The sequence below is a fragment of the Microvirga sp. ACRRW genome (genome assembly GCF_022346925.1).
Lineage (GTDB): Bacteria > Pseudomonadota > Alphaproteobacteria > Rhizobiales > Beijerinckiaceae > Microvirga.
Genome location: NZ_JAKRNJ010000003.1, coordinates 290,527 through 315,363 on the forward strand (window position 1 = coordinate 290,527; position 24,837 = coordinate 315,363).

Consider the following 24,837-nt stretch of genomic DNA (forward strand, 5'->3'; position numbering starts at 1 on the left):
AGGACCGATGAAGACCTATTGCGAGTTTACGTTCGAGGCGGCCCATTCTGTTGAGCCCTATTCGGGGCTGCATGGGCATACCTTCATTGCGAAACTGACTTTCGGCGGCCCAGTCGACGAGGTTTATAACTGGCCGGTCAATCTCTACGACGTCGAGAATTACATCGATGAGCTGAAGGGCAGCCACGGCACGGGCCTCGACCACACCAATCTCGATCTCAAGCAGAACGAGATCGGCCTCGCATCCCTCGAGAACATCACGATCTATATCTGGCGCCAGGTGAAGGAGCGCTTCCCGAATCTCGAAGAGGTCGAGCTGAAGCGCGGCATGATGGGCTCGACGGAAGGATGCATCTATCGCGGCGAGGATCTGCAGAATCTCGCGGCCTGAATGAAAAAAGCGCCTGGAGACGGAATATCTCCAGGCGCTTTTTTTGAATGATGGTTCTTATCGGCCGGTGCTGAAGGAATACGACAATGTCAGTCCGACGCCGACCTGGTTCTCCGAGCCGAATTCCTTGACGATCGGGCTGTCCGCCGCATCGCCCACGAGATGCTTGTAGGTCACGAAGGCTGTCGTCGACCATTGCGGAGACCACGTGTAAGTCGCGCCCAACGTGGCGCCGACGGAGGTGATGCCGCCGGACGGGTCATAAGCCGTAACCTGTCCGTTGAGGGCGGCCTCCTCCGGCGTCACGCCGAAATAGGTGCGGGTGAAGTCGCCATCGCCAAGCGACAGTCGCGGGCCCGCCGAGAGGGTGAACGCACCGAAGCTCTGCACCACGTCGAGGCCGAGATCGGCCACGAAGCCGTGATGTCCGTTGATGCCGTGGCGCAGTTCGGCGCGGGCGCGCAGGAAATCCGTGATCCAGTATTCCACGAACACGCCGGGCTCGACGGCCCAGTCGATCTTTTTGAGGCCGAACAGCTCCTCGTTGTCCTCGTAGTAGCGGCCGCCCTGGAAGCGGCCGACCGCGCCGAAGCGGAAGGCGGAATCGTCGAGAAACGAGAAGCTCAATCCGTCATCGGGAGCGCTGAAGCGCTCGACCGTTCCCGCGCGGCGGAAGCTTAAAGAAGGATAGCCGATAAAGCTCAGATCATCCGAACCGGGATAGGATGGCCCCGCGCGCAGGTTGCCTTTCACGGTCACGATCCAGCCCGAGGGAAGGACTTCGGGCGAGGCGAAGGTCAGATCCGCCGCGTGAGCCGAAACCGCCGCCGTGCCCGTAAGCAACAATGTGGCAAGTGCGAGGGATTTCGGAAAGCGCATGGGTTGTCACCGGGTCAGTGTGATCGGGTCATTCCGTCCTGACGGTAAACGCCGGGAAGGTCAAGCTATGACAGGAGCGTCGATGCGATTTAGGTCAAGGCAGAGTGAACGCTGCAACGCAGAACTTTTTATCGTTTCGGACGGTTAATGAACGAAGCCCCAGGAGACGATGGTCTTGACGTTAAGCGCCAGCAGCCGCCCGCAGCCCGATGAGTTCTTTCCGAAGCCGCCTCCGACGGAGCCGGTACCATCCATGCCGGTTCCGCCCGAGTCCCCCGTGCCGCCGATCACGCCGAGCGTTCCCTCGTCCTTGCCCGAGCAGCCGCCGGAACCGGAGAAGCCCGTTCTCCATCCGACGCCGCAGCCCGAGGTGCCTTAAGTCAAGAGACTTGCGGCGAAGCGCGCGCAGACGAGAAGCAGGAAGATACCGAAGGCGACTTCCAGGCGCCGCTTCGAGAGCCGGTGCGCCAGCCGCGCGCCGATGGGCGCCATCCAGGTGCTGGTGGGAATGAACAGGATGAAGCCGAGAAGCGACACGTAGCCCAGCGCCAGCGGCGGCTGGAAGGCCGTGACGGTTGGATAATCCGCCATGTGCGGCCAGCCGGCATAGATGTAGCCGAGCGCGCCGGGAACCGAGATCAGGATGCCGAGCCCCGAGGAGGTCGCGACCGCCTGGTGGATCGGGCGGCTGTAGAAGGTCATGAACAGGTTCGAGAGCTGTCCGCCGCCGATGCCCATGAGCGCGGAGAGAATGCCGATCAGCCAGCCATAGGCGACCATGATGGACTTCTTCGGCATGTCGAGGCCGAGCCGCCAGGTATCCTTGCCGAAGAGCAGGCGGATGGCGGAGAAGCCCGCCACCACCACGAACACGCCCTTGAACAGATCGGCGGGAGCGTAGCGCGCGATCACGCTGCCAACCACGACGCCGAGCACCACCGGCACGGCCCATACCTTCAGGATCGACATGTCGACCGCACCCTTGGCCCGGTGCGCATTGAAGGAGCGGATCGAGGTGGGCACGATGATGGCGAGCGACGTGCCGACGCAAAGCGGCATGCGCACCTCGTCCGGCACCTCGAGGAAGCGGAAGAGTTCGTAGAGGATCGGCACCGCGACCGCGCCGCCGCCGACCCCGAACACGCCGGCGAGCAGGCCGGTGATGGCGCCCGCCGCAAGAAGCGCGATAACGAGCCAGGCGAGATCGAAAAGCGGAATGCCGAACATGAGAAGACCACCGGAATTTCAGGCGACGGGCGCCGGTTTCACGGTCATGGGATGTTTGGCGCATGAAGGCAAGGAGTCCTTCGTCGGGTGCCGGAGGCCTCTAAGCTCCACTCTCGATGCGCAAATTGTTCTGCACATGCCGAACGCCCGAGGCGAGTTCGGCGAGATCCTCGGCCCGGTGCTTGAGACCCCGGCTCGCCACGCTGCCGGAGAGTGTCACCTCGCCGTCCTTCACCGTCACTTCCACATTCGAGGCATCGATGAAGCGGTCTTCAGTCAGTCGCTCGCAGACATCCTCGTGAATACGCTCGTCGGAACGCTTGTAGCCTTTCGGCCCACGGCCGCGATGCGGGCCCGAGCTGTCGCGGTCATCGCGAAGCTCAGGATCGTTCGGATCGCGGTCGCCAAGAGCGCCGAGGCCCGAGCGGTGGCGTGCGTGATCGGGTGCGAAGCCTTCGTCGGGGAGAGAGCTTCTGTGTCCATCATCAATCACGCCGCCGCCAAACTCGTCGGCATAGCTGCGTTCGCGACGGAAGCCCGTGGTACCCTTCGGTGCATCGCCGTAGCCGTTGTCATCCTTCAAGGGGTTTCGATTCCTGCGGCGGGTGTCTACCATGGCTTTGCTCCTGTCTCTCGTGACAGGAGCAACCTTCCGGCCCTTCCCAGGTTCCCATCCATGAAAGCAGCGCAGCGCATCAAATTGTTCGAGACGATCTTTGCGCGCGACGGCGGATGCTGCGTCTATTGCGGTGTCGCAACGCATCGCCTGGCGAAGGGATTGAGCCGCTCGCCCGCTCTCGCCACCCTCGACCATGTGCTGCCGCGCTCCCAGGGCGGGCCGCTGAACGCCGCCAATCTTGTGCTCGCCTGTCAGGCCTGCAACAACCAGCGCGGCGTCATGGATGCACAAGAGTTTCGTGCGCTTAAAGTGAAATCCGGCTTACCCGAGTGACGCCTTCGGCGGCAGCGGGAACAGGCTCACGAAACGCTTCGCCAGCGCCCTGTCTCCCTCGATCTTCAGAACGCCCGCGCTCTCCAATGCCTCAAGCGGCTGGCCGCCATAGATCGCGCCCGCCATCACCGGCGGCGTACCGGTAAAGACCAGATCGGCGTCGTCCAGGGGACTGCGCGCGATCTCGATCCGGCCCTCGGCCAGATGCGCGAGGAAGGTGTCGCCCTCGTTCAGGCGAAAGCCGATCCGGGCATCGAGGCCCTCGGCCCGCTTCGCATCGAACATGGTGCGCATGGAAAGGATGAAGGAGGCGGTGCTGAACGGCAGGGTCGGATCGTGCTGGGGCGAGCGGGCGGCCCAGCGGCCCAGCGCCTGGAAGATCGGCTCGCTCTCATAACCCCACTCCGTCAGCTCATAAACCTGGGCTGCCGCAGGCGGCGGCAGCTTGCGGCGGGTGAGAACGCCTGCAGATTCGAGACCTTCGAGACGCTGGGTGAGAACGTTCGCGCTGATGCCGGGCAGGCTCTCGCGCAGGTCGCTAAAGCGCTTGGGGCCGAGCATCAGCTCGCGGATGACCAGAAGCGCCCAGCGTTCGCCCACGAGATCGAGGGCGTGAGCAGTCGCGCAGGCGTCGTCATAGTGACGCTTCGCCCGGGCTTCCTTCTGTTCAGTTATTTTTTCTAACTTCATAGTTGCTATTTATAACTTTCTCTGGAATCAATGTCAAAACCAAACGGAGGAAGCCCATGTCGAAGCTCGTGTTCATCAATCTGCCGGTCTCCGACCTCGACCGCGCCAATGCGTTCTACGAGGCCATCGGGGCCACCAGAAACCCGCAATTCAGCGACCACACCGCCGCCTGCATGGTCATCTCCGAGACCATCCACGTGATGCTGCTGACCCACGACAAGTTCCGCCAGTTCACGCCCAAGAAGATCGCCGATGCGCGCGAGACGACCGAGGTGCTGATCTGCCTCTCGGCGGGCAGCCGCGAGGAGGTGGATGCAACGGTCGCGAAGGCCGCAGGCGCCGGTGGACGCGCCGATCCCGGCCCGCAGCAGGATTACGGCTTCATGTATGGCCGCAGCTTCGAGGACCCGGACGGGCACATCTGGGAAGTGATGTGGATGGATCTCGAAGCGGCGAAGGCCGCGATGTGCGACACAGCCAACGCCTGAGGGGAGAGAGACGATGCGTGTGATGGTTCTCGTGAAGGCGACGAAGGACAGCGAAGCGGGCCTCATGCCCTCGACCGAACTGTTCGAGGCCATGGGCCAATTCAACGAGGAGCTGGTCAAGGCCGGCATCATGCAGGCGGGCGATGGATTGAAGCCGTCGTCGCATGGCAAGCGCGTCGCCTTCGACGGCGCAAGCCGCACGGTGATCGACGGGCCGTTCTCTGCCACCAGCGAGCTGGTCGCCGGTTTCTGGCTCTGGGAGGTCAAGGACATGGCGGAGGCAGTGGAATGGGTGAAGCGCTGTCCCAACCCCATGCCGGGACCAAGCGAGATCGAGATTCGTCCGCTCTATGAAATGGCGGACTTTGCCGAGGTGCTGACGTCGGAGGTCGCCGAGCTGCACGAGAGCAACCGCGAGAAACTGGCCGGTCACTAAAGCACGATCAGCAAGGAGATTCCCATGACCTATGTAGACGGTTTCGTCATTCCCGTTCCCGCCGGCAACCGCGAGGCCTATCGCAAGGTCGCAGCACACGCGGCACCGATCTTCAAGGAGCACGGCGCGCTGCATATCGTCGAATGCTGGGGCGACGACATTCCGGATGGCGAAGTCACCGATTTCAGGAAAGCGGTGAAGGCACAGGCCGGAGAGAACGTCGTGTTCTCCTGGATCGTCTGGCCCTCGAAAGAAGCGCGCGATGCGGGCAACAAGAAGGTCATGGAAGATCCGCGCCTTGCCATGAGCGACATGCCGTTCGATACCAAGCGCATGTTCTGGGGCGGATTCACGACGCTCATTGATACCAATGAAAAACAGGACTGAGGAACGGCATCATGCAGAGTACCGCTTCAAACACCATGGCTGCTCCTGCCATCAGCTCTGCCGGTCTCTGGACCGGCAGAATGCTCAGTGGGCTCGTCATCCTGTTCCTGGTCTTCGACAGCGCCATCAAGCTGGTGCCGCTTCAAGTCGTGGCCGATACGACGGCACAGCTCGGCTGGCCGACGGATGATCTCAGCTTGCGGCTGTTAGGAATCATCCTTCTCGCCTGCACGCTGCTCTATGTTTATCCGCGCACCGCCGTTCTCGGTGCCGTGCTGCTCACCGCCTATCTCGGCGGTGCGGTTGCCACGCATGCGCGGATCGGGAGCCCTCTGCTCACTCATACTTTCTTCGGCGTCTATGTCGGTCTTGCGGTCTGGGGCAGCCTGTGGCTGCGCAATCCTCACCTGCGCCGCCTGCTGATCCCAAGCCTTTGATCGTTTCATCGAGGAGAAGCATCATGTCCAAGATCGCCCCTTGCCTGTGGTTTGACGGCAATGCCGAAGAAGCCGCGAAATTCTACGTCTCGCTGCTGCCCGATTCCCGCATCGATGCCGTTCTGCCCTACACGGTCGAGACGCCCGGCGGTAAGCCCGGCGACGTGATGCTGGTGGAATTCACATTGGCGGGCTCACCCTATCTGGCGCTGAACGGCGGACCGAACTTCCAGTTCACGCCCGCCATCTCGCTCTTCGTCCCTTGCGCCGATCAGGCGGAAGTCGACCGGTTGTGGAACACGCTGCTGGATGGCGGAACGCCCATGGCCTGCGGCTGGATCACGGACCGCTACGACATCTCCTGGCAGATCGTGCCGGAAGCGATGACCCGCATGATCAAGGACAAGGATTCCGCGAAAGTCCGCCGCGTGATGGAAGAGATGATGACGATGGTGAAGCTCGATCTCGCGGCGCTCGAGAAAGCGTATCGCGGTGAAACGGCGGCGTGAGAGCTTGCTCTTCCTTCTTGCGGAAAATGTGAACGGCTGACGAGTGACGCGCTGGAATACCTCTCCCGTGTGGGAGAGGGGATGTGCGGTAAAAGGCGTCGTGCTCTAACCGCTGCTATTCCCCTTCTGGTGCTCTTCGAGATAGCGCCGCAACGACTCTCCCGCGCCTTCGATATGCGCCTTCAGAAGCGTGCAGGCCGCCGTGATCTTTCCTTCCGCGCACAGCTTGAGAAGTTCCGCATGCTCCGCCGCCGCGCGCTCCATGCCTTGCGTGAGCGAGAGCTGAAGGCGCGTGTGGCGGTCGCTTTCCTGCAACAGGTTCGCGACGATGGAAAGCGAGCGCGGCTGCTTCGCGTGCTGATAGAGCACTCTATGGAATTCGGTGTTCAGCTCGCCCCAGCGGCCGATATGCATGGCCTGAAGCTCGGATGCATATTCCTGCAGGATTTCGTTCAGCCGCGTGTAATCGGCTTGCGTCAGGCGCGGGGCGGAGGCCTTGAGCAGGCGCGGCTCGAGCAGGGCGCGCAGCTCGAACAGCTCCTCGATCTCGTCCGTCGACAGCTCCGAGACGATGGCGCCCCGGTGCGGGTGAATCTTGACGAGTCCCTCCGCCTCCAGCTGCATCAGCGCCTCACGCACGGGGATGCGGCTCACCCCGAACTCGGCGGCCAGCGCATCCTGGCGAAGCTGGAAGCCCGACTTGAACTCCCCGTCCACGATCCGGCGGCGCAGTTCCTCGGCGACGGCGGAGGAGATCGTCCGGTGCTGGAGAGATTTGCGGGCAGGTTTGGCCGGGGGCATGGTCGTCGGGATCATTGGGTGCTGAACTTTATATCCCTATAGCAGGCTTGCGGGAGAATGGCTTGACTCTGCAGATTTTATACAATCTACAATAAGCGCATTCAACACCGATTCCGGGAGCTCAGGATCAATGGCGAAGAAAATCGGCTGGGAAGGCGTCTTTCCCGCAGTCACCACCCAATTCAAGCCCAATTACGAGCTTGATCTCGATGCCACCGCCAAGGTTCTGGACGGCCTGATCCGGGACGGCGTGTCCGGGCTCATCGTCTGCGGCACGGTGGGCGAGAACACCTCACTCTCCCGCTCCGAGAAGGTCGCGGTCATGGAGACCGCCAAGGCAGTGTCCAAGGGCCGCGTGCCGGTGATCGCGGGCATTGCCGAATTCACCACCCAGTTCGCCTCGGAAGTGGCCAAGGAAGCCGCGCGCGTGGGCCTCGACGGTGTGATGGTGATGCCCGCTCTCGTCTATTCCTCGAAGCCGCACGAGACCGCCGCTCACTTCCGTGGCGTCGCCAAGGCCACCGACCTGCCGGTGATGGTCTACAACAACCCGCCGATCTACAAGAACGACGTGACGCCCGACATTCTCGCCTCGCTCGCCGATTGCGAAACCATCGTCTGCTTCAAGGATTCCTCCGGCGATACGCGCCGCTTCACCGACACGCGCAACATGGTGGGCGACCGTTTCGTGCTGTTCGCCGGTCTCGACGACGTGGTGGTGGAGAGCGTGATGCTCGGCGCGGCAGGCTGGATCTCCGGCATGTCGAACGCCTTCCCGCAGGAAGGCGAGACCCTGTTCCGTCTGGCGAAGGCAGGCCGCTATCAGGAGGCGCAGGCGCTCTACGATTGGTTCATGCCGCTGCTGCATCTCGATGCGCGCCCCGATCTCGTGCAATGCATCAAGCTCTGCGAGGAGATCATGGGACGCGGCTCCGCGCTCACCCGCCCGCCGCGCCTCGCGCTGGAAGGCAAGGATCGCGCTCATGTGGAGGAGGTCATGGCCAAGGCGTTGAAGAACCGGCCGAAGCTTCCCGATGTGGGATTGAAGCCCGCCGCGTAATGCCGCTTAATGACGACGGCGGAGAGGCGCTCGCTTCTCCGCCTCTTTCGATTCACGACATTTCGTTTTGAAGAGCGAAGCCATGGCGCGCCACACTTTCTTCTGCATCGACGGTCACACCTGCGGCAATCCGGTCCGCGTGGTCGGCGGCGGCAGCATTCCCCAGCTCAAGGGGGACACGATGTTCGAGCGGCGCCAGCACTTCCTGGCGGAATACGATTGGATCCGCACCGGCCTCATGTTCGAGCCGCGCGGACACGACATGATGTCGGGCTCGATCCTCTATCCCCCGACACGCCCCGATTGCGATGTGGGCATTCTCTTCATCGAAACGTCGGGCTGCCTGCCCATGTGCGGACACGGCACCATCGGCACGGTGACGATAGCGCTTGAGAACGGCCTCATCCATCCGAAGACGCCCGGCCTCTTGCGGCTCGATACGCCCGCAGGCGTGGTCGAAGCACGCTACGAGCAGAACGGCCCGTTCATCGAGCGCGTGCGCATCACCAACATTCCCTCGTTCCTCTATGGCACAGGTTATGAAGTCGAGGTCGAAGGCCTTGGTCATCTCACCGTCGACGTGGCCTATGGCGGCAATTTCTACGCCATTGTCGAGCCGCAGAAACTCTACTCGGATCTCGCGGACATCAATCCGTCCGACGTGCTGCGCTGGAGCCCGAAGCTGCGCGAGGCGTTCAATGCGCGCTACCAGATCGCTCACCCTGAGAATCCGAGCATCAACCGCCTGACGCACGTGCTCTGGACCGGCAAGGCACAGACGCCGGAAGGCACCGCGCGCAATGCGGTGTTCTACGGCGACAAGGCCATCGACCGCTCGCCCTGCGGCACCGGCACCTCGGCGCGCATGGCGCATCTCGCCGCGCGGGGCGCGCTGAAGGAGGGCGATGCCTTTGTGCATGAGAGCATCATCGGCTCCACCTTCACGGGCCGCATCGAAGGCCGCGCGAAAGTGGGCGACCGCGATGCGATCATTCCCTCCATCGAGGGCTGGGCGCGGGTGACGGGCTTCAACACCATCTTCATCGACGACCGCGATCCCTTCGCCATGGGTTTCCAGGTGGTCGACCAGGCTCGCTGAGAGCAAACCTTCACGACAGGGTTCATGATGCGGATTGTGATTGTTGGCGCAGGGATCGTCGGTCTCAACGCCGCCCATGCTCTTCTCGACAAGGGTCATCAGGTGACCCTCGTCGATCCCGGCACCGATCATCAGCGGCCGACCGACGGCAATGCGGGCTGGATCGCGCATACGGACATCATGCCGCTGGCATCTCCCAAGGCGTGGCGCAATCTTCCCCGCTGGCTCATGGACCCGCTTGGGCCGCTGACCATCAGGCCGTCCTATCTTCCAGCGCTCGCTCCATGGCTCGCACGTTTCGTGCTGGCCTCGTCTCCGGCGCGCATCAAGTCGAGCATCAGCGCCATCCGCGCCATCAACGAGCAGTCCCTTCCGGCCTGGAAGGAGCGCCTCTCCGCCTTGGGCCTGGAAGGCCATCTTCGCGAAAAGGGCATCCTGTCGGTTTGGCGCGACCGCAACCATTTCCTGCGCGCGGAAGACATCATGGCGCGGCAGAGAAATTTCGGCATTGCGATGGAGGTTCTCGATCCGCGTGGGATTGCCGAGATCGAGCCCGCGCTCCGCAATGTGGAGGCGGGGCTTCTTTATCCTGACGGCTGCCACGTATCCGATCCCGCGAATCTCGCCTCCGATCTGCTGCGGCTTGCCGTGGAGCGCGGCGCCGTGCACGTCGCAGGCCGTGCCCTTGCCGTTCAGCCTCAGGATGACGCGGTTCACATCCACACGGATGGTGCGGTGAAGTCCGTCGTGGCGGATCGCGTTCTGATCTCCGCCGGAATTTGGTCGCGCGCGCTTGCGAAGCAGCTCGGCGACAACATTCCGCTCGATACGGAGCGCGGCTACAACGCGACCTATGCGAAGGGTGCGTTCGGCCTCAACCGCCCGATCATGTTCGAGGGCGAGGGCTTCGTTGCCTCTACCCTTGATACGGGAGACCGGGTCGGCGGCGCGGTGGAGTTCGCTGGAACGCAGGCTCCGCCCAATCACGAGCGCACCGCCGCGATGATCACGCGCTTGAAACGCTTCCTGCCGCATCTCGACGAGAGCCAACCGGCGAAGCGCTGGATGGGCTTCCGCCCGTCGATTCCGGATTCCCTGCCGGTGATCGGGCAGGCTACCTGCGACAAACGCGTGATTTATGCCTTCGGCCACGGCCATTACGGCCTGACGCAAGCGGCGATCACGGCGCGCCTCGTGTCTGAGTTGATCGAAGGCACGCCGACATTGCTCGATATGAAGCCGTTCTCGGCTCAGCGTTTTTAATTCACGGATGGTAACATTATGAGTGAAGACATTGCCCTCTCGCTGGACGAGGTCCGGCGGATCAGCATCGATGTGCTCGAAGCAGGCGGCCTTTCGCCGGAGCATGCAAAAGCCATTGCCGCCGTCGTCTATGCGGGCCAGCGAGACGAATGCCATTCCCACGGGCTATACCGGCTGCTCGGCTGCGTGCGCTCGGTGAAGGAAGGGAAGGTCGATCCGAACGCGGTGCCGGATGTGGTGGATCACGCATTGGCGGTGGTGCGCGTCAACGCCCATTACGGTTTCTCGCCCTTGGCCTTCGAGCGCGGCAGGCCGCTGCTCGTCGAGAAGGCGCGTCGCACGGGACTGGCCGCTATGGCCATCAACAATTGCTATCATTTCTCCGCTCTCTGGCCGGAGGTGGAAGCGATTGCCGCGGAAGGCCTCGTGGCGCTTGCCATGACGCCGAGCCACAGCTGGGTGGCGCCTGCGGGCGGCAAGAAGCCCGTCTTCGGCACCAACCCCATCGCCTTCGCATGGCCGCGTCCCGACGGGCCGCCCTTCGTGTTCGACTTCGCCACCAGTGCGATTGCGCGCGGCGAGATCGAGCTGCATCGGCGCGCGGGCAAGCCCATTCCCGACGGTTGGGCCATCGACGGCGAAGGCAACCCGACGAACGATGCGACGGCGGCGCTCGCGGGCGCGATGCTCACCTTCGGCGGGCACAAGGGCTCGGCGCTCTCCGCCATGATCGAGCTGATGGCGGGACCGCTCATCGGCGACATGACGAGCGCGGAATCCATGGCCTTCGACGAGGGCGTCGGCGCAGCGCCCTGTCACGGTGAGCTGATCCTCGCCTTCGATCCCAAGGTGTTTCTCGGCGCGGATGCCACGCAGCACGTGGCGCGTGCTGAAAAGATGTTCGATTCCATCGTCGGGCAAGGCGCGCGTCTCCCCTCGCAGCGCCGCTACGAGGCGCGGGAACGCAGCAAGGCGAACGGGGTGCGGATTCCCAAGGCGCTCTATGACGACCTGCAGGCTCTCCTGCCGCGTTGATGGCTTCTAGCCGAAAGGCTTCGTGGGCGATGTGGACGGCTGGGTGAACCAGCGGGGACCGCTCTCCGTCATGACGATGTGGTCCTCGAGCCTGACGCCGAAAGCATCGGGAACGAGGATCATCGGCTCGTTGGAGAAGCACATGCCCGGCTCCAGCAAGGTGCGGTTGCCGCGCACGATGTAGGGCTCCTCATGGATGTTGAGGCCAAGGCCATGCCCTGCGCGATGCGGCAGGCCGGGGACGCGGTAATCGGGCCCGAGGCCATGGGCCTCGATCACGCGGCGTGCTGCCGCGTCGAGCGCTTCGCAAGGCGCGCCGATGCGCGCCGCCTCGAACACCGCCTGCTGCGCCTCGCGCTCGATATTCCAGATGCGCGCGATCTCGCTTGAGGGTTCTTCCAGCGTGTAGGTGCGCGTGAGGTCGGAGCAGTAGCCGCCGATATGGCAGCCGGTATCGACCAGGATGAGGTCGCCCGCTTTCAGCACCTGATCTCCATCCGCACCATGGGGCAGGGAGGTGGCGACACCGAAGGAGACGATGCAGAAGGACGAGCCATCATCCGCGCCGCGCTTGCGATGCTCGGAATCGATGAGGGACACGATCTCGGACGCACGCACACCCGGTTTCATCGCCGCATGAGCAACCCGGTGCACGTCGAGCGTGAGGTCCATCGCATATTGAATGAGCGCGACCTCGGCAGCGGATTTGCGCATGCGCAGCGAGGCGATCAGAGGTGCGCCATCCAGAAGCCGCTCAGCGCCGAGCGACTGCGCGAGCCGGTGATAGAGGAAGAGCGGCAACTGGCCGTCGAGGGCAAGCGTGCCCTTTGGTCCGAGCAGCTTCGCGACAAGGGCTGTTGGCTCCTCGTCCTCCTCCCAGGTAGCGATCTCCGCATCGAGGCGCGGCAATGTTTCCACCCGCGAGCGCTCGAAACCGGGCACCACATAGACGAGGCGATCCTTCGTCACGAGAGCGCCGCAAAGGCGTTCGCTCGCATGCCAGACGAGGCCGGTGAAATACCGCAGGCTCTCCGTGGACCCGAGAAGCAGCCCGCCGATTCCGGCAGCCTCCATGCGCTCCCTCAGGCGCGCGAGGCGTTGCAGCCTCTCGGCATCGGAAATCGGGGAAACGGGGTGACGCCAGGGGGAGGATGCGGACATGGAGGAGCCTTTTGGATGAACGCGCCTTCCTGCTTCGCGCATCCTTGGCGCGAGATCAACCCTGGGGTGCGATCAGGCTCGCGCAAGCAAGCTTTGCGACAAGCAGGCTGCACCATTCTCAAGAAGCCGCTCGATGTCCCAAGCCGTCACTCCCACTCAGCGCGAGATCTTCTTCGATCCCGATTCCTTCATCGTCTCGAAAACGGATCTAAAGGGCCGGCTGACCTATACGAACAAGATCTTCTGCGACATCGCCGGCTATACGGAGAAGGAGCTGATCGGCCAGCCGCACAGCACGATCCGTCATCCGGACATGCCGCGCGCGGTCTTCAAGCTTCTGTGGGACTCGATCCAGGACGGGCGCGAGGTCTTCGCCTATGTGAAGAACATGGCGCGCAACGGCGACCATTACTGGGTCTTCGCCCATGTGACGCCCTCCTACGACAACGCCATGCAGGTCTGCGGTTTTCATTCCAACCGCCGCGTGCCGAAGCGAGACGTGGTGGAGAAGGTCATCACGCCTCTCTACGCCGATCTCATCCGCGTCGAAGCCTCCTTCCGCAATGCGAAGGAGGGCCTTGGCGCCTCCTACCAGCATCTCCTGAAAACCGCGACGGCGAGCAAGGCCAGCTATGATGAATTTGTCTTCTCTCTCTAAGGCGAGCATCGGCTTTGCCGTTGCCGCTCTTGCGGTGACGGGGCAGGCCATCGCCTCTCTCGTCAATGGTGCGATGCCGTCGCTCATCGTGCTCGTCGCCGATGCCGGGTTCATCTTCGGCGGGTTGATGCTGCTGCGCAGCTATCGCGCGCTGGCGGTTGCGACCGATATTCTCGACCGGGTCGGGCATGGCGATTTCGAGGCGAGAATCGTCGGCAGCGGGGAGGGCGGCGCTCTCGGAAAGCTGCACGGCACCATCAATGACGCCACGGACCGGATCGACGCCTATATCCGCGAGTCCTCGGCGGCCATGAACGCCATCCGCAACAATCAGTATTTCCGCCGCATCCTGCCGGATGGGCTGCATGGCTCGATGCTCAACGGCGCGATCATCATCAACGAGGCGTCGCAGGTCATCGAAGGGCGCCTTGCGGCCTTCAACCACTCGACGGCGGAGTTCGAGCAGGCGATCAACACAATCGTGCAGACGCTCTCGGAATCGTCCGCCAACATGAGTACCATGGCCTCAGTGCTGCAGGAGGGCGCGACCCTTACCGACGACCGCACGAGCCTTGTGGCCTCGACGGCGTCCGACATGGCCTCCAATGTACAGACCGTCGCCGCCGCCGTGACGCAGCTCGCCGCCTCCGCGCAGGAGATCGGAACGGAAGCCGATCATTCCGCAACGCGTGCCCGGCAGGCGGCGCAGGAAGCACAATCCACGGCGGCTCTTGTCGACAGCCTCAACAACGCGGTCGAGCGCATCAGCGCCGTCGTCGGCCTCATCACCACCATCGCCTCGCAGACCAATCTTCTGGCGCTCAACGCCACCATCGAAGCCGCACGCGCGGGCGAAGCCGGGCGCGGCTTTGCCGTGGTGGCGCAGGAGGTGAAGGCTCTGGCGACCCAGACCGCCAAGGCAACGGAAGAGATCACCAGCGAGATCGCGGAACTGCGGTCCGCCTCAGAGGCCGCCGTTTCCGCCGTGTCGGAGATTTCCACTATCGTGGCGGATATCGACCATGCCACCTCGCGCATCGCGCAGAGCATCTCCGGCCAGACCGCCGCCACCGCCGAGATCGCGCACAGCGTCGAGCAGACGTCCGTTGGAACGCAGGGCGTGACCGACAACATTCAGAGCGTAAGCCAGAACACGGCGGAGACGAAGCATCTCGCAGGCTCGGTGCTCGAGACCTCGCGGCAGGTCGCCGGTCAGGGCGATCACCTGGCCGATGTGGTCCGCAAGTTCCTAGTGTCCCTGCGCCGAGGCCCCATGGAGCGCCAGCAGAACGAAGTAGTTGCCTATAGAGGCGTCGAGCGCCGCAAGAGCGACCTGCTCAAGGCCGCTTGAAGTTCATCTGTTTGGGTTTCATCCGTGCAAGAAAAAACCCCGCCTGAAGAGGCGGGGTTTTCGTTTTTGATGACGGCTTCCAGCCTTACACGTCGAGATTTGCCACCGAGAGTGCGTTCTCCTGGATGAACTCGCGGCGGGGTTCCACCACGTCGCCCATGAGCTTCACGAACAGGTCGTCGGCGTCGGTGGTGTCCTTCACCTTCACCTGCAGCAGCGAGCGGATGTCGCGGTCGAGCGTCGTTTCCCAGAGCTGCTGCGCGGTCATCTCGCCAAGGCCTTTGTAGCGCTGCAGCTGCAGACCCTTGCGGCCGGAGGCGATCACCGCGTCGAACAGTGAGAGCGGGCCGTCGATCTGAACTTCGTCGTTCTTGCGCACGAGCTTTGCAGGCTTGGCATAGACGTCCTGCAGCGACTTGGCGCGCTCGTCGAGCTTCTTGGCTTCCTGGCTGGCGATCAGCGCCTGATCGAGAACGGTCGTCTGCGTCACGCCGCGCACGGTGCGCGAGAAGACATAGCCGCCATCGCGCACTTCACCCGTCCAGCCGCGTTCGAGTTCTTCCGAAATCGCATCGAGGCGCGTGGCGATGTAAGCGGCGGCCTTGGGGCCGCGCTCCGCATCTTCGACCACGTCGGGACGCAGCGCATCGGCAATGGCTGCCTGCTCCACGGCCTTGCGGTTGTAGCGCGTATGCAGGTTGTTCAGCACCTGGCGCACGAGGCGGGCTTCGTCGATCAGACCTTTGAGCTGATCGCCCTGGAACTCGACGCCGGTTTCGAGACGCAAGGATGCGCTCTCGATGCCTGCATCGATCAGGTAATCTTCCAGCGCGCGCTCGTCCTTGAGGTAGATCGAAGATTTGCCGCGGGTCGCCTTGTAGAGCGGCGGCTGCGCGATGTAGAGGTGCCCGCGCTCGATCAGCTCTGGCATCTGGCGGAAGAAGAACGTGAGCAGCAGCGTACGGATGTGCGAGCCGTCGACGTCCGCGTCCGTCATGATGATGATGCGGTGGTAGCGCAGCTTGTCGAGGTTGAATTCCTCGCGGCCGATGCCCGTGCCGAGCGCGGTGATCAGCGTGCCGATCTCCTGCGACGAGAGCATCTTGTCGAAGCGAGCGCGCTCGACGTTGAGGATTTTTCCGCGCAAGGGGAGAACGGCCTGGAAGGCGCGGTCGCGGCCCTGCTTGGCCGAGCCGCCGGCCGAGTCACCCTCCACGAGGATGAGTTCGCATTTCGACGGATCGCGCTCCTGGCAATCGGCGAGCTTGCCGGGCAGCGACGCGATGTCGAGCGCGCCTTTGCGGCGGGTGAGCTCGCGTGCCTTGCGGGCGGCTTCACGGGCAGCGGCTGCTTCCACCACCTTGCCGACGAGGGTGCGAGCTTCCGTCGGATGCTCTTCGAGCCAGTTGTTGAGAGCCTCGTTCATCACGTTCTCGACGACGGGGCGAACCTCGGAGGAGACGAGCTTGTCCTTCGTCTGCGACGAGAATTTCGGGTCCGGCACCTTTACGGAGACGACGGCGGTCAGGCCTTCGCGGCAATCGTCGCCGGTCAGCGAAACCTTTTCCTTCTTCGTGAGGCCGGAGGATTCCGCATAGCCGTTCACTTGGCGGGTGAGCGCCGCGCGGAAGCCCGCGAGGTGCGTGCCGCCGTCGCGCTGCGGGATGTTGTTGGTGAAGCAGAGCACGTTCTCGTGGTACGAGTCGTTCCACCAGAGCGCCACTTCCACGCCGATGCTGTCCTTCTCGGAGCGGATCATGATCGGCTGCTGGATCAAAGGCGACTTGGCGCGGTCGAGATAGCGCACGAAGGCTTCGACGCCGCCCTCGTACATCAGCTCCTCGCGCTTATGTTCCGCATGGCGCTTGTCGGTGAGAATGATGCGCACGCCCGAATTCAGGAACGCGAGCTCGCGCAGGCGGTGCTCGAGGGTGGAGTAATCGTACTCCACCATGGTGAAGGTTTCCGTGGAGGCCAGGAAGGTCACTTCCGTGCCCTGGCGACCGTTGGCGTCGCCGACAACAGCCAGCGGAGCCACGGAATCGCCATGGTGGAACTCGATGAAGTGTTCCTTGCCATTGCGGAAGATGCGCAGCTTGAGCCAGCTGGACAGCGCGTTCACGACGGACACGCCCACGCCATGCAGGCCGCCCGAGACCTTGTAGGAGTTCTGGTCGAACTTACCGCCTGCGTGCAGCTGGGTCATGATGACCTCGGCGGCCGAGATGCCTTCACCGGAGTGGATATCGGTGGGGATGCCGCGCCCGTTATCGGTAACGGTGACGGAGCCGTCGGCATTGAGCGTGACCGTGACTTCGGTGGCGTGACCGGCAAGGGCCTCGTCGATGGCGTTGTCCACCACCTCGTAGACCATGTGGTGCAGGCCCGAGCCGTCATCGGTATCGCCGATATACATGCCCGGCCGCTTGCGGACCGCATCAAGGCCCTTGAGCACCTTGATCGAGTCGGCGCCGTAGGCATCGGCATTCGCGTTGATAGCAGGTTCGGCCATTTGGGATCCTTGCAAGGCGCAGCGGAAGGGGCAGGCGCGCGCCAGGGTTTTGATTCGTCAGATCAGATATTTAGTGACGATTGGTTGAGATTTCACCCCCGCGCGCCTACGCGCGCGTGAGAAAGGGGGGCAAAATCCACGGAAAAGTGCCGATTCGGGGCCTTCAGGGGGCGGTTCTTTGCCTCAGGATCCTCGGGCCCGGCTAAGGGGCGCTGTCGGGCATCCTTTTATAGGCCGAGTGGGCAGGAACCTTTGCTCAAGCTCCCGGGTTGCGAACAGAACACTGCAACCTTGGAGAGTAACATGCGAGCGATCAATATCATCACCCTCATTCTGCTGATTATCGGCGGAATCAATTGGGGCCTTATGGGCCTGGCTCAGTTCGACCTCGTCGCCACCCTGTTCGGCGGTCCGGACTCGGCGCTTTCGCGCATCGTCTACGTTCTCGTCGGCCTGTCGGCGCTCTGGCAGCTGGTTCCGCTGTTCCAGGACCTCTCCGGCGGCGAGGGCCGTCTCGACCGGTACTGAGCGAAGGCGCGTCAGGCGGCTCCTCAGCGGGCCGCCACGGCCGCCGCGGCGCCCGCCATGACCGTTCCGGTGGTGCGGTTGAGGATGCGGATCGCCTTAGGGCTGGTGAAGAGACTCCGCGCACGGGCGGCGAGCACGATATAGCCGCCGAATACCACCGCCAGCACGGCCAAGGTCGCCACAGCCAGTTCCAGATAGCCCAGCACCGTGATCTTCGTCAGATCGAGGAAGGTGGGCAGCAGGGCCAGGTAGAACACGATCGTCTTGGGATTGCCCAAGGTCAGCGCCAGCCCACCCAGCAGCAGCTTCAACGGATGCTCTGTCTTCTCCTCCGCCGCAACGTCCCGTGCTTCGACGGGCGTCGTCCAGAGCTTGTAGGCGATGTAGAGCAGATAGGCCGCGCCTGCGTATTTCACGACCAGGAAGACCTCGTGGAAAGCCTGCGCCAGGGCAGCAAGGCCCAACACCGCGAAGGTGAGCCACACCACGTCGCCGAGGGCGATGCCGATGCTGAAGGGGATCGCTTCTCCTGGGCCGCGCCCCAGCACCCGCGCCACGATGGCCGCAATCCCCGGCCCCGGCGAGGCGGCGGCGATGAAGAGGGCGGACGAGAACAGGATGAGGCCTGCGGGTTCCATGGCGATGACCTGCAAAGAACTGATGTTACGGCTCCCTTATAGGCCGGAGCAGCGTCTCAGACCATCAACGAGTTTTGATGTGTTCGATCACACCGGCTGAAACCTGCGGCACAGTGGTTCAGCATTTCTATGACAAGGAAAAAATCGCCAGGAAGAGCGCGAGCCCTGCATAGACCGCGCTTATGACCATGCTCGCCAGGATTGCATGCTCCAGTGCCTTGGACACATAGAGCCAACCAAGGAAGAGGCTCACGGCGACGCCGATCCCTTCATAAAACAGGATCGGCCATGAGACAGGGCTGCCCAGGATCAACGATACGAGGGCCATCAACAATGGAGGGATCAGAAGGGCAGCCCAGGTCAGTGAGGCGGGACCGCGGCTCTCCGCCGTGGAGCCGCCCAGCCACAAGATCAATGTCACCAGTCCGAACCGCAAGATCAGCTCGCACGTGATCGCATAAAATGTGAGGCCGAGCACGGAATCGGACCAGAAGGTTCGGGATGGATCCAGGCGATCTGCGTATTTCGCGATCTCCCCATATGCTTCGGGAAAGAGCCACCATGTCAGCAGGGAAAGCTCAATCAGGCACACGCCGACGATGCAGGCGAGATCGATTGTGCGCAGCCAATGCTGCGGTTCGGACGTTTGCGGTTCATTCCGCACGCGGCGCAGGATCAGGGAAACGGCGCCCACACGCTCCGCAAGCGCGACACCGATGGCGACCGCTGCGGCAAGGGTTATGAGAAGAACAAGTCCTGTGCCTATCCCCGACGATGCGTGCTGCGGATTGGTTGGAAACAGAAAGACAGGAATCGCTCCCAGAAGGCCTAGGCCGAGGAGAGTGAGAAAAGGCCTGCTAAACACCGAGATAAACCCAGAGCGGCTGCAAGGTCAGGATCAAAGCCGGGAACCATGCGAGGGCTAGAAGGCCATGCTCCAGGGTGCGCGTCACATAGAGCCACGCACATGTGACCGTTGCGATGCACCAGGCCAAACTTTCAGCCATCACGGCAAGATCGAGCGGATAATCGAGATAGAGGGACACAAGAGCGACCAATCCCAGGCCGAGGCCTTCCAGGACGGCAATCGCCACCGCCAAAGCGAAAGTTCTCCGTGCCGTTCCGAAGATCTTGAGGCAGATCCAGGCAAGGATGCTCAGCAACCCGACCCAGCAGAAAATCGCGGCGATGAAGAACTCTGCAACCAGTTCGACGCCATCCGTCATGGTCAAGTCGCGCCATTGATACTCCGCTGTAAATGAGACAGGCGACAGGAACCGAATGGTTGCCGAGACGAGGACTGCCAAGAGGCAGGCCGAAAAGCCGATGAAAGCGGTGCTTGCCCATTTTCCTGCGATGTGCGGGACGTTGCCACGCACGCTATCGAGAACATGACTGCGAAGGCCGGCTTTCGGCGCTGCAATCACTCCTGCTGCAATCACGAGAAAAGAGGGGGCGAGGAGAGCCGCAAGGACGGCGGCTACAATTGAAGCCTCGATCTCGCCGCTCCCGAACGTTTCATCCAGAACGACAAGGCATATCAGCGATGCCGCGAATGCGGCGCAGGCGATCAGGATGGCAAGAGCAGTACGCAAGGAAACGGCCTCGTTGAGACGGGCAGCATCCTTATTGGGTTCAAGCGGCCAGCAAACTCCATGAACGGAGAGGTTGCTGTTCAGGAGACCGGCTCGATCACACCGGGCGACACCTGCAGCACATCCGCCCGGCCTTCGAGTTCGGCAAAGAGGCTCGGATCGGCGCCCGTCATCCAGACTTGTCCGCCGAGCGATTCCAGTGCCGCGAACAGGCCTGCGCGGCGGCGCGGGTCGAGATGGGCGGCGACCTCGTCGAGGAGCACGAAAGGCGCGATGCCGCTCATGCTGGCAACGAGCTGCGCATGAGCGAGAACGAGGCCGATGAGAAGCGCCTTCTGCTCGCCCGTGGAGGCGGTGTTGGCGGGAATATCCTTCGGCCCGTGGCGCACGAGAAGGTCGGAAGCTTGTGGTCCGACGAGCGTGCGTCCCGCCGCGCGGTCGCGGGCGCGGTGATCGCGCAAGATCGCGCGGTAGCGGTCCTCCGCATCGACGGCGGGAAGGGTGGCGACGAGCGTATCGAGTTCGCCTTCCAGGCCCATCGTGGCGAAGGGGAAGGGTGAGTCTTCCGCACGCGTTTCGAGGATGAGAGCCGCGAGGCGTTCAACCGTTTCACGGCGCGCGGCGGCGACCGCGATGGCAAGCTCCGCCACCTCGCGCTCAAGCGCGTCGAGCCAGAGGCGGTCGTCGGGATTTTCCTCCAGCACGCGGTTGCGCGAACGCAGCGCGCGCTCCAGCGCATTCACCCGCGTGCCGTGCTCCGCATCGACCGCGAGAACGAGACGGTCGAGAAAGCGGCGGCGGTCACCGGCAGGGCCGCGGAACAGGGCATCGAGATCGGGGGTCAGCCACACGACGCGCAGGAATTCCGCGAAGGCCGTCGGCGAGGATGCGGTTGCGCCGTCGATGCGGCAGACGCGCGAGGCCCTGCCGTTCTCCGTCACCGGCTCAAGGCCGGTGCCGAGGCGATGCTCGCCGAAGGGCGCATCGAGGGTGAGCGAGATGGCGAAGGAGCCGGGGCCACTCTGGCGCGCCATGTCGCCGAGCTCCGCACGGCGCAGGCCCCGTCCCGGCATGAAGAGGGAGATTGCCTCCAGCACATTGGTCTTGCCAGCGCCGTTCTCGCCCACGAGCGCCACGAGCGGGCGTGACACGGGGAGATCCAGGCTCGCATAGGTGCGAAAGTCCTGAAGGATTAGACGGGCGATTCGGGAAGCGGCGACGGGGGCGGAGGACATGCGCTCCCTTCATTCAGGAGCGGACGCGAAAGATCAAGCGTTGGCAGTGTCGCCAGGCTTATTCCGTCATCCCGGACGGCGTAGCCGATCCGGGATCGTCCTCAGAATAAGGCACCATTCTCGTCTTGCGATCCCGGGTTCTGCTGCGCAGCCCCGGGATGACGTTGGTTGGTACTTCTTACACACGCATCGGCATCAGGACGTAGAGCGCAGGCGCACCCTCGCGGTCCTGGATGACAGTGGGCGAGCCGGGATCGGCGAGCTTGAACAGGGCCGTGTCGCCGTCGAGCTGGGACGTGATGTCGAGGAGATAGCGGGCGTTGAAGCCGATATCGATGGGCGCGTTGTCGTAATCGACTTCGATCTCTTCCGTAGCACTGCCCGAATCCGGGTTGTTGACGGTGAGCGTCAGGCGGCCGTCGGCCAGCGCGAGCTTCACCGCGCGGCCACGCTCCGAGGAGATGGTGGAGACGCGGTCCACGGCCTTGGCGAAATCACCGCGCTCGACCACGAGCACCTTGTCGTTGCCGGCGGGGATGACGCGCTGGTAATCCGGGAAGGTGCCGTCGATGAGCTTGGAGGTCAGCACCACGCCATCGAAAGTCAGGCGCACCTTGGCGGGCGACAATTCGACGGTGATGTTCTCCGAACCGTCCTCGACGAGCTTGACGATCTCGGCCACGGCTTTGCGCGGAATGATCACGCCGGGCATGCCCTCGGAGCCGTTGGGAGCGGGAAGCTCCACGCGGGCGAGGCGGTGGCCGTCGGTGGCAACCGCGCGGATGACGAGCGATCCGCCGGCATCGATGGTGTGAAGATAGATGCCGTTGAGATAATAGCGCGTCTCTTCCGTCGAGATCGCGAACTGCGTCTTCTCGATCAGTTTCTTGAGATCGGCGGCGGCCAGCGTGAAGCTGTGCGGCAGGTCGCCGGCGGCGAGATCCGGGAAATCGCTTTCCGGCAGGGCCTGCAGCATGAAGCGCGAGCGGCCCGAGCGGATCTGCATCTGGCCCAGATCGGCGGTCATCTCCAGCGAGACCTGCGCGCCGTCGGGCAGCTTCCGCACGATGTCGTAGATCATGTAGGCCGGAACCGTGGTGGAACCTGCCTCCGTGATCTCGGCGGGGATCGTCTCCGTCACCTCGATGTCGAGGTCGGTCGCGCGCAGGCGCAAGGCTCCGTCCTCGGCGCGCAGAAGCACGTTCGACAGGATCGGAATGGTGTTGCGGCGCTCGACGACGCGGTGCACGTGCCCCAACGCCTTCAGAAGAGCGGCGCGCTCAACAGTAACTCTCATAACGCGACACCTATTGTCGGTGAAATTCTTGTTCTCACGGAAACCTTTGGCCTGTCACTGACGCGACAAGCGAGGCGGCAAGATTGGCGTTTGTTGCCGGAGAAAGCAAGCCATGCGGCCTGCTAGCTCCTGAACATGCCTCTCACCACCTGGATAAGGGGATTATTCCTGCAGCATCCGCTTGAGGAGCTCGACCTCGTCGGACAGCGCATGATCCTCGCCCAGAGCCTTCTCGATCTTGCGCACCGCATGGAGCACGGTGGTGTGATCGCGCCCGCCGAAGCGGCGGCCGATCTCCGGCAGGGAGCGTAAGGTGAGCACCTTGGACAGGTACATGGCGATCTGGCGCGGGCGTACCACGGCGGCGGTGCGGCGCTCGGAGAGGATGTCCGAACGGGAGACGTTGTAGCGCGAGGCCACCAGCTTCTGGATGTCCTCGATCTTCACGCGCTTGGGCTCGCGGTTGCGCACCAGGTCGCGGATCGCGGTCTCGGCGGTCTCGAGCGTGATGGCGGAGCCGGTCAGCGTGGCATGGGCCAGCAAACGGTTCACCGCGCCTTCGAGATCGCGGCCATTCGCCGTGATCGAGCGGGCCACGTAGGAGATCACGTTCGGCCCCACCTCGAAGGTCGGGTGAATGGTCTTCAGGGCCTCGATGCGGGTGGAGAGGATCGAGGTGCGCAGCGCCTCGTCCAGCGCCGTCACCTCGACCACGAGGCCGCCGGCGAGACGCGAGCGCACGCGCTCGTCGAGGTTTTCGAGATCGGCCGGAGGACGGTCGGCAGCGATCACGATCTGGCGGCCCGCATCGATGAGGGCGTTGAGCGTGTGGCCGAATTCCTGCTGGATCTGCTTGCCCTGGATGAACTGCACGTCGTCGATGATGAGCAGGTCGATGCCACGCAGGCGCTCCTTGAAGGCAAGCGAAGTCTGGGCTTTGAGCGAGGCCACGAAGCCGTACATGAAACGGTCGGCGGTGAGATAGATGACGCGGCGGCCTTGCGCGCGCATCTCATGGCCGATGGCGTGAAGAAGGTGCGTCTTGCCGAGGCCCACGCCCGCATGGAGATAAAGCGGGTTGTAGATCACCTGGCCGTTCGGGGCGTGCGCCACGCGGTCGGCGGCGGCATGCGCTAGCGCGTTGGAACGGCCGACGATGAAGCTCTCGAAGGTCAGGCGCGGATCGAGCGGCGCGCCGCCGAGGTCGGAATTCTCGCTGCGCTCCTCAGCCGGGAGCGCCATGGACGGCATCTTCGGCTCGCTGATCTGGGTCGTCGCGGGCATGGGGGCCGCGTTCGGGCGGGGCGCTTCGTTGGGACGGCGCTGGGGGGAAGCCTCGCGGCCAAGACTGTTGCGCACGCCGATCGACACGCGCTCCACATCCTTGGTCTCGGAACGGTAAACCGACAGAACCCGGTCGGCGTAATGGGATTCGATCCAGCTTTTCAGGAAGCGGGTCGGCACCGTCAGATAGGCGCAGCCATCCACCACCGTGTCCACCTCCAGGCGTCCGAACCAGCTGGCGAAGATGTCCTCGCCCAGCTCGGCCCGCAGGCGGCGCTTCACCCGCGCCCACACATCCGCTGCCGTTTGTTCGCCGGAAGCCTCCATGCCGCTTTCGTTGGCGGCGGCAAAGGCTCGGTGGTCCTCGCTGCGATACATCAAATTCCCTCCACGAGGTTCCGCCGGAAATGGCCGGAAACCCCCACGCATGACCCGTCATGAACAAGAAAAGCAGACCTGCTTCACAGGTTGTTCAAGACGTGGCGCCCCCAATTGTACAGAAGATTATCAAACCGTTTTTAAGGTGAGACGATCCGAAAACGTCGCCTCTTTTGCATCCCATCAAGCTCTATCAAGTCTACCCCTAGGTAAGGGGCGCGCTTTCGCTTGCTTCTTGTTAGGCTGAAACAAAGCTCGAACCCCGTTTTTTTGTTGTATGGCTTGTGACTTGAGTGGATGACTTAACGGCAAACCGTTGAAGTAAGTTGACCATATACAGGCGGGGGAGGGGTGCGCAACATGGTCGAGTCAACAGGCGCCCCGCCCAAATCCCCAAAAGGGGTCCACAGACCCGTCCACAGGTTTCAGGCTGCGACGATAAAGTCCTGACTCTTCAACTGATTCACAGTGTCGCCAGCGCCGGTTTCAGCGCGCGAAAAAAGCTTTTCTCGCAACCTTGATTCAGGATCGATTCGGCGTGAATCG

28 protein-coding genes are annotated in these 24,837 nt (G+C 63.2%); 15 read left to right on the forward strand and 13 right to left on the reverse strand.

What is annotated here, in order from left to right:
* Positions 1–7 precede the first annotated feature (7 nt).
* Positions 8–391: a 6-carboxytetrahydropterin synthase gene (locus tag MHY87_RS08710; protein ID WP_239351067.1), complete on the forward strand. Its 384-nt coding sequence runs from the start codon at positions 8–10 to the stop codon at positions 389–391.
* Positions 392–448: 57 nt separating this feature from the next.
* On the opposite strand, the gene MHY87_RS08715 is transcribed toward MHY87_RS08710, so the two are convergent.
* Positions 449–1,270 (reverse strand): MipA/OmpV family protein, encoded by an 822-nt coding sequence (locus tag MHY87_RS08715; RefSeq protein WP_239351068.1) that lies wholly within the window; start codon positions 1,268–1,270, stop codon positions 449–451.
* Positions 1,271–1,439: 169 nt separating this feature from the next.
* On the opposite strand from MHY87_RS08715, the gene MHY87_RS08720 reads away from it, so the two are divergent.
* Positions 1,440–1,649 (forward strand): hypothetical protein, encoded by a 210-nt coding sequence (locus tag MHY87_RS08720; RefSeq protein ID WP_239351069.1) that lies wholly within the window; start codon positions 1,440–1,442, stop codon positions 1,647–1,649.
* On the opposite strand, the gene MHY87_RS08725 is transcribed toward MHY87_RS08720, so the two are convergent.
* Both MHY87_RS08725 and MHY87_RS08730 read right to left on the reverse strand, forming a co-directional pair.
* Positions 1,646–2,497: a sulfite exporter TauE/SafE family protein gene (locus MHY87_RS08725; protein WP_239351070.1), complete on the reverse strand. Its 852-nt coding sequence runs from the start codon at positions 2,495–2,497 to the stop codon at positions 1,646–1,648. The genes MHY87_RS08720 and MHY87_RS08725 overlap by 4 nt on opposite strands.
* A gap of 100 nt (positions 2,498–2,597) precedes the next feature.
* On the reverse strand, positions 2,598–3,113 hold the full coding sequence (locus MHY87_RS08730; RefSeq protein ID WP_239351071.1) for a BON domain-containing protein: 516 nt from the start codon (positions 3,111–3,113) through the stop codon (positions 2,598–2,600).
* 60 nt (positions 3,114–3,173) lie between these two features.
* On the opposite strand from MHY87_RS08730, the gene MHY87_RS08735 reads away from it, so the two are divergent.
* A complete protein-coding gene (locus MHY87_RS08735; RefSeq protein ID WP_239351072.1) occupies positions 3,174–3,449 on the forward strand; it encodes an HNH endonuclease in 276 nt (91 codons plus the stop codon).
* On the opposite strand, the gene MHY87_RS08740 is transcribed toward MHY87_RS08735, so the two are convergent.
* Positions 3,438–4,139, reverse strand: coding sequence for a helix-turn-helix domain-containing protein (locus MHY87_RS08740; RefSeq protein ID WP_239351073.1), 702 nt, complete (start codon positions 4,137–4,139; stop codon positions 3,438–3,440). The two genes, MHY87_RS08735 and MHY87_RS08740, sit on opposite strands and share 12 nt — an antisense overlap.
* A 56-nt stretch (positions 4,140–4,195) precedes the next feature.
* Here MHY87_RS08740 and MHY87_RS08745 point away from each other — a divergent pair, with 56 nt between their 5' ends.
* The 5 genes from MHY87_RS08745 to MHY87_RS08765 are packed head-to-tail and all read left to right on the forward strand — an operon-like array spanning position 4,196 to position 6,396.
* Entirely contained in the window at positions 4,196–4,627 is a 432-nt protein-coding gene (locus MHY87_RS08745; protein WP_239351075.1) for a VOC family protein, read from the forward strand.
* Positions 4,628–4,640: 13 nt separating this feature from the next.
* Positions 4,641–5,063 (forward strand): YciI family protein, encoded by a 423-nt coding sequence (locus tag MHY87_RS08750; protein WP_239351077.1) that lies wholly within the window; start codon positions 4,641–4,643, stop codon positions 5,061–5,063.
* 24 nt (positions 5,064–5,087) lie between these two features.
* Complete coding sequence (locus tag MHY87_RS08755) at positions 5,088–5,450, forward strand: DUF1428 domain-containing protein (RefSeq protein ID WP_239351079.1); 363 nt, start codon at positions 5,088–5,090, stop codon at positions 5,448–5,450.
* Positions 5,451–5,461: 11 nt separating this feature from the next.
* Positions 5,462–5,887, forward strand: coding sequence for a DoxX family protein (locus tag MHY87_RS08760; RefSeq protein WP_239351081.1), 426 nt, complete (start codon positions 5,462–5,464; stop codon positions 5,885–5,887).
* Between the two features lie 23 nt (positions 5,888–5,910).
* The gene (locus tag MHY87_RS08765) at positions 5,911–6,396 is read left to right on the forward strand and encodes a VOC family protein (RefSeq protein ID WP_239351083.1); all 486 of its coding nucleotides are present in this window, start codon (positions 5,911–5,913) and stop codon (positions 6,394–6,396) included.
* 105 nt (positions 6,397–6,501) lie between these two features.
* Here MHY87_RS08765 and MHY87_RS08770 read toward each other — a convergent pair whose 3' ends face one another.
* Positions 6,502–7,212, reverse strand: a complete 711-nt coding sequence (locus MHY87_RS08770; RefSeq protein ID WP_239351085.1) for a GntR family transcriptional regulator — start codon at positions 7,210–7,212, stop codon at positions 6,502–6,504.
* Between the two features lie 115 nt (positions 7,213–7,327).
* Here MHY87_RS08770 and MHY87_RS08775 point away from each other — a divergent pair, with 115 nt between their 5' ends.
* The 4 genes from MHY87_RS08775 to MHY87_RS08790 all read left to right on the forward strand — a co-directional run bounded on the left by MHY87_RS08775 (position 7,328) and on the right by MHY87_RS08790 (position 11,654).
* Positions 7,328–8,257: a dihydrodipicolinate synthase family protein gene (locus MHY87_RS08775; protein WP_239351087.1), complete on the forward strand. Its 930-nt coding sequence runs from the start codon at positions 7,328–7,330 to the stop codon at positions 8,255–8,257.
* An 82-nt stretch (positions 8,258–8,339) separates the two neighbouring features.
* A complete protein-coding gene (locus tag MHY87_RS08780) occupies positions 8,340–9,356 on the forward strand; it encodes a 4-hydroxyproline epimerase (protein ID WP_239351089.1) in 1,017 nt (338 codons plus the stop codon).
* Positions 9,357–9,380: 24 nt separating this feature from the next.
* Positions 9,381–10,619 (forward strand): FAD-binding oxidoreductase, encoded by a 1,239-nt coding sequence (locus MHY87_RS08785; RefSeq protein ID WP_239351091.1) that lies wholly within the window; start codon positions 9,381–9,383, stop codon positions 10,617–10,619.
* Between the two features lie 18 nt (positions 10,620–10,637).
* Positions 10,638–11,654 carry an Ldh family oxidoreductase gene (locus MHY87_RS08790; RefSeq protein WP_239351093.1) on the forward strand — a complete coding sequence of 339 codons (1,017 nt, stop codon included), beginning with the start codon at positions 10,638–10,640 and terminating at the stop codon, positions 11,652–11,654.
* Between the two features lie 6 nt (positions 11,655–11,660).
* On the opposite strand, the gene MHY87_RS08795 is transcribed toward MHY87_RS08790, so the two are convergent.
* On the reverse strand, positions 11,661–12,815 hold the full coding sequence (locus MHY87_RS08795; RefSeq protein ID WP_239351095.1) for a Xaa-Pro peptidase family protein: 1,155 nt from the start codon (positions 12,813–12,815) through the stop codon (positions 11,661–11,663).
* A gap of 133 nt (positions 12,816–12,948) precedes the next feature.
* Between MHY87_RS08795 and MHY87_RS08800 the strand changes: the two genes are divergently transcribed.
* Both MHY87_RS08800 and MHY87_RS08805 read left to right on the forward strand, forming a co-directional pair.
* On the forward strand, positions 12,949–13,473 hold the full coding sequence (locus tag MHY87_RS08800; RefSeq protein ID WP_239351097.1) for a PAS domain-containing protein: 525 nt from the start codon (positions 12,949–12,951) through the stop codon (positions 13,471–13,473).
* A complete protein-coding gene (locus MHY87_RS08805; RefSeq protein ID WP_239351099.1) occupies positions 13,448–14,824 on the forward strand; it encodes a methyl-accepting chemotaxis protein in 1,377 nt (458 codons plus the stop codon). The genes MHY87_RS08800 and MHY87_RS08805 overlap by 26 nt, the downstream gene beginning before the upstream one ends.
* An 85-nt stretch (positions 14,825–14,909) precedes the next feature.
* Here MHY87_RS08805 and gyrB read toward each other — a convergent pair whose 3' ends face one another.
* Positions 14,910–17,336, reverse strand: coding sequence for a DNA topoisomerase (ATP-hydrolyzing) subunit B (gene gyrB / locus MHY87_RS08810; protein WP_239351101.1), 2,427 nt, complete (start codon positions 17,334–17,336; stop codon positions 14,910–14,912).
* Between the two features lie 303 nt (positions 17,337–17,639).
* Here gyrB and MHY87_RS08815 point away from each other — a divergent pair, with 303 nt between their 5' ends.
* Entirely contained in the window at positions 17,640–17,864 is a 225-nt protein-coding gene (locus MHY87_RS08815; protein ID WP_239351103.1) for a DUF378 domain-containing protein, read from the forward strand.
* A gap of 23 nt (positions 17,865–17,887) precedes the next feature.
* On the opposite strand, the gene MHY87_RS08820 is transcribed toward MHY87_RS08815, so the two are convergent.
* The 6 genes from MHY87_RS08820 to dnaA form a co-directional block, all read right to left on the reverse strand.
* The gene (locus MHY87_RS08820) at positions 17,888–18,502 is read right to left on the reverse strand and encodes a LysE family translocator (protein WP_239351105.1); all 615 of its coding nucleotides are present in this window, start codon (positions 18,500–18,502) and stop codon (positions 17,888–17,890) included.
* 127 nt (positions 18,503–18,629) lie between these two features.
* A complete protein-coding gene (locus MHY87_RS08825) occupies positions 18,630–19,367 on the reverse strand; it encodes a hypothetical protein (RefSeq protein ID WP_239351107.1) in 738 nt (245 codons plus the stop codon).
* Positions 19,360–20,097 (reverse strand): hypothetical protein, encoded by a 738-nt coding sequence (locus MHY87_RS08830; protein WP_239351109.1) that lies wholly within the window; start codon positions 20,095–20,097, stop codon positions 19,360–19,362. The genes MHY87_RS08825 and MHY87_RS08830 overlap by 8 nt, the downstream gene beginning before the upstream one ends.
* Positions 20,098–20,177: 80 nt before the next feature.
* Positions 20,178–21,332, reverse strand: coding sequence for a DNA replication/repair protein RecF (gene recF / locus MHY87_RS08835; protein ID WP_239351111.1), 1,155 nt, complete (start codon positions 21,330–21,332; stop codon positions 20,178–20,180).
* Positions 21,333–21,510: 178 nt separating this feature from the next.
* Positions 21,511–22,629 (reverse strand): DNA polymerase III subunit beta, encoded by a 1,119-nt coding sequence (gene dnaN, locus MHY87_RS08840; protein ID WP_239351113.1) that lies wholly within the window; start codon positions 22,627–22,629, stop codon positions 21,511–21,513.
* 162 nt (positions 22,630–22,791) lie between these two features.
* Positions 22,792–24,240 carry a chromosomal replication initiator protein DnaA gene (gene dnaA, locus MHY87_RS08845; protein ID WP_239351509.1) on the reverse strand — a complete coding sequence of 483 codons (1,449 nt, stop codon included), beginning with the start codon at positions 24,238–24,240 and terminating at the stop codon, positions 22,792–22,794.
* Between the last annotated feature and the right edge of the window lie 597 nt (positions 24,241–24,837).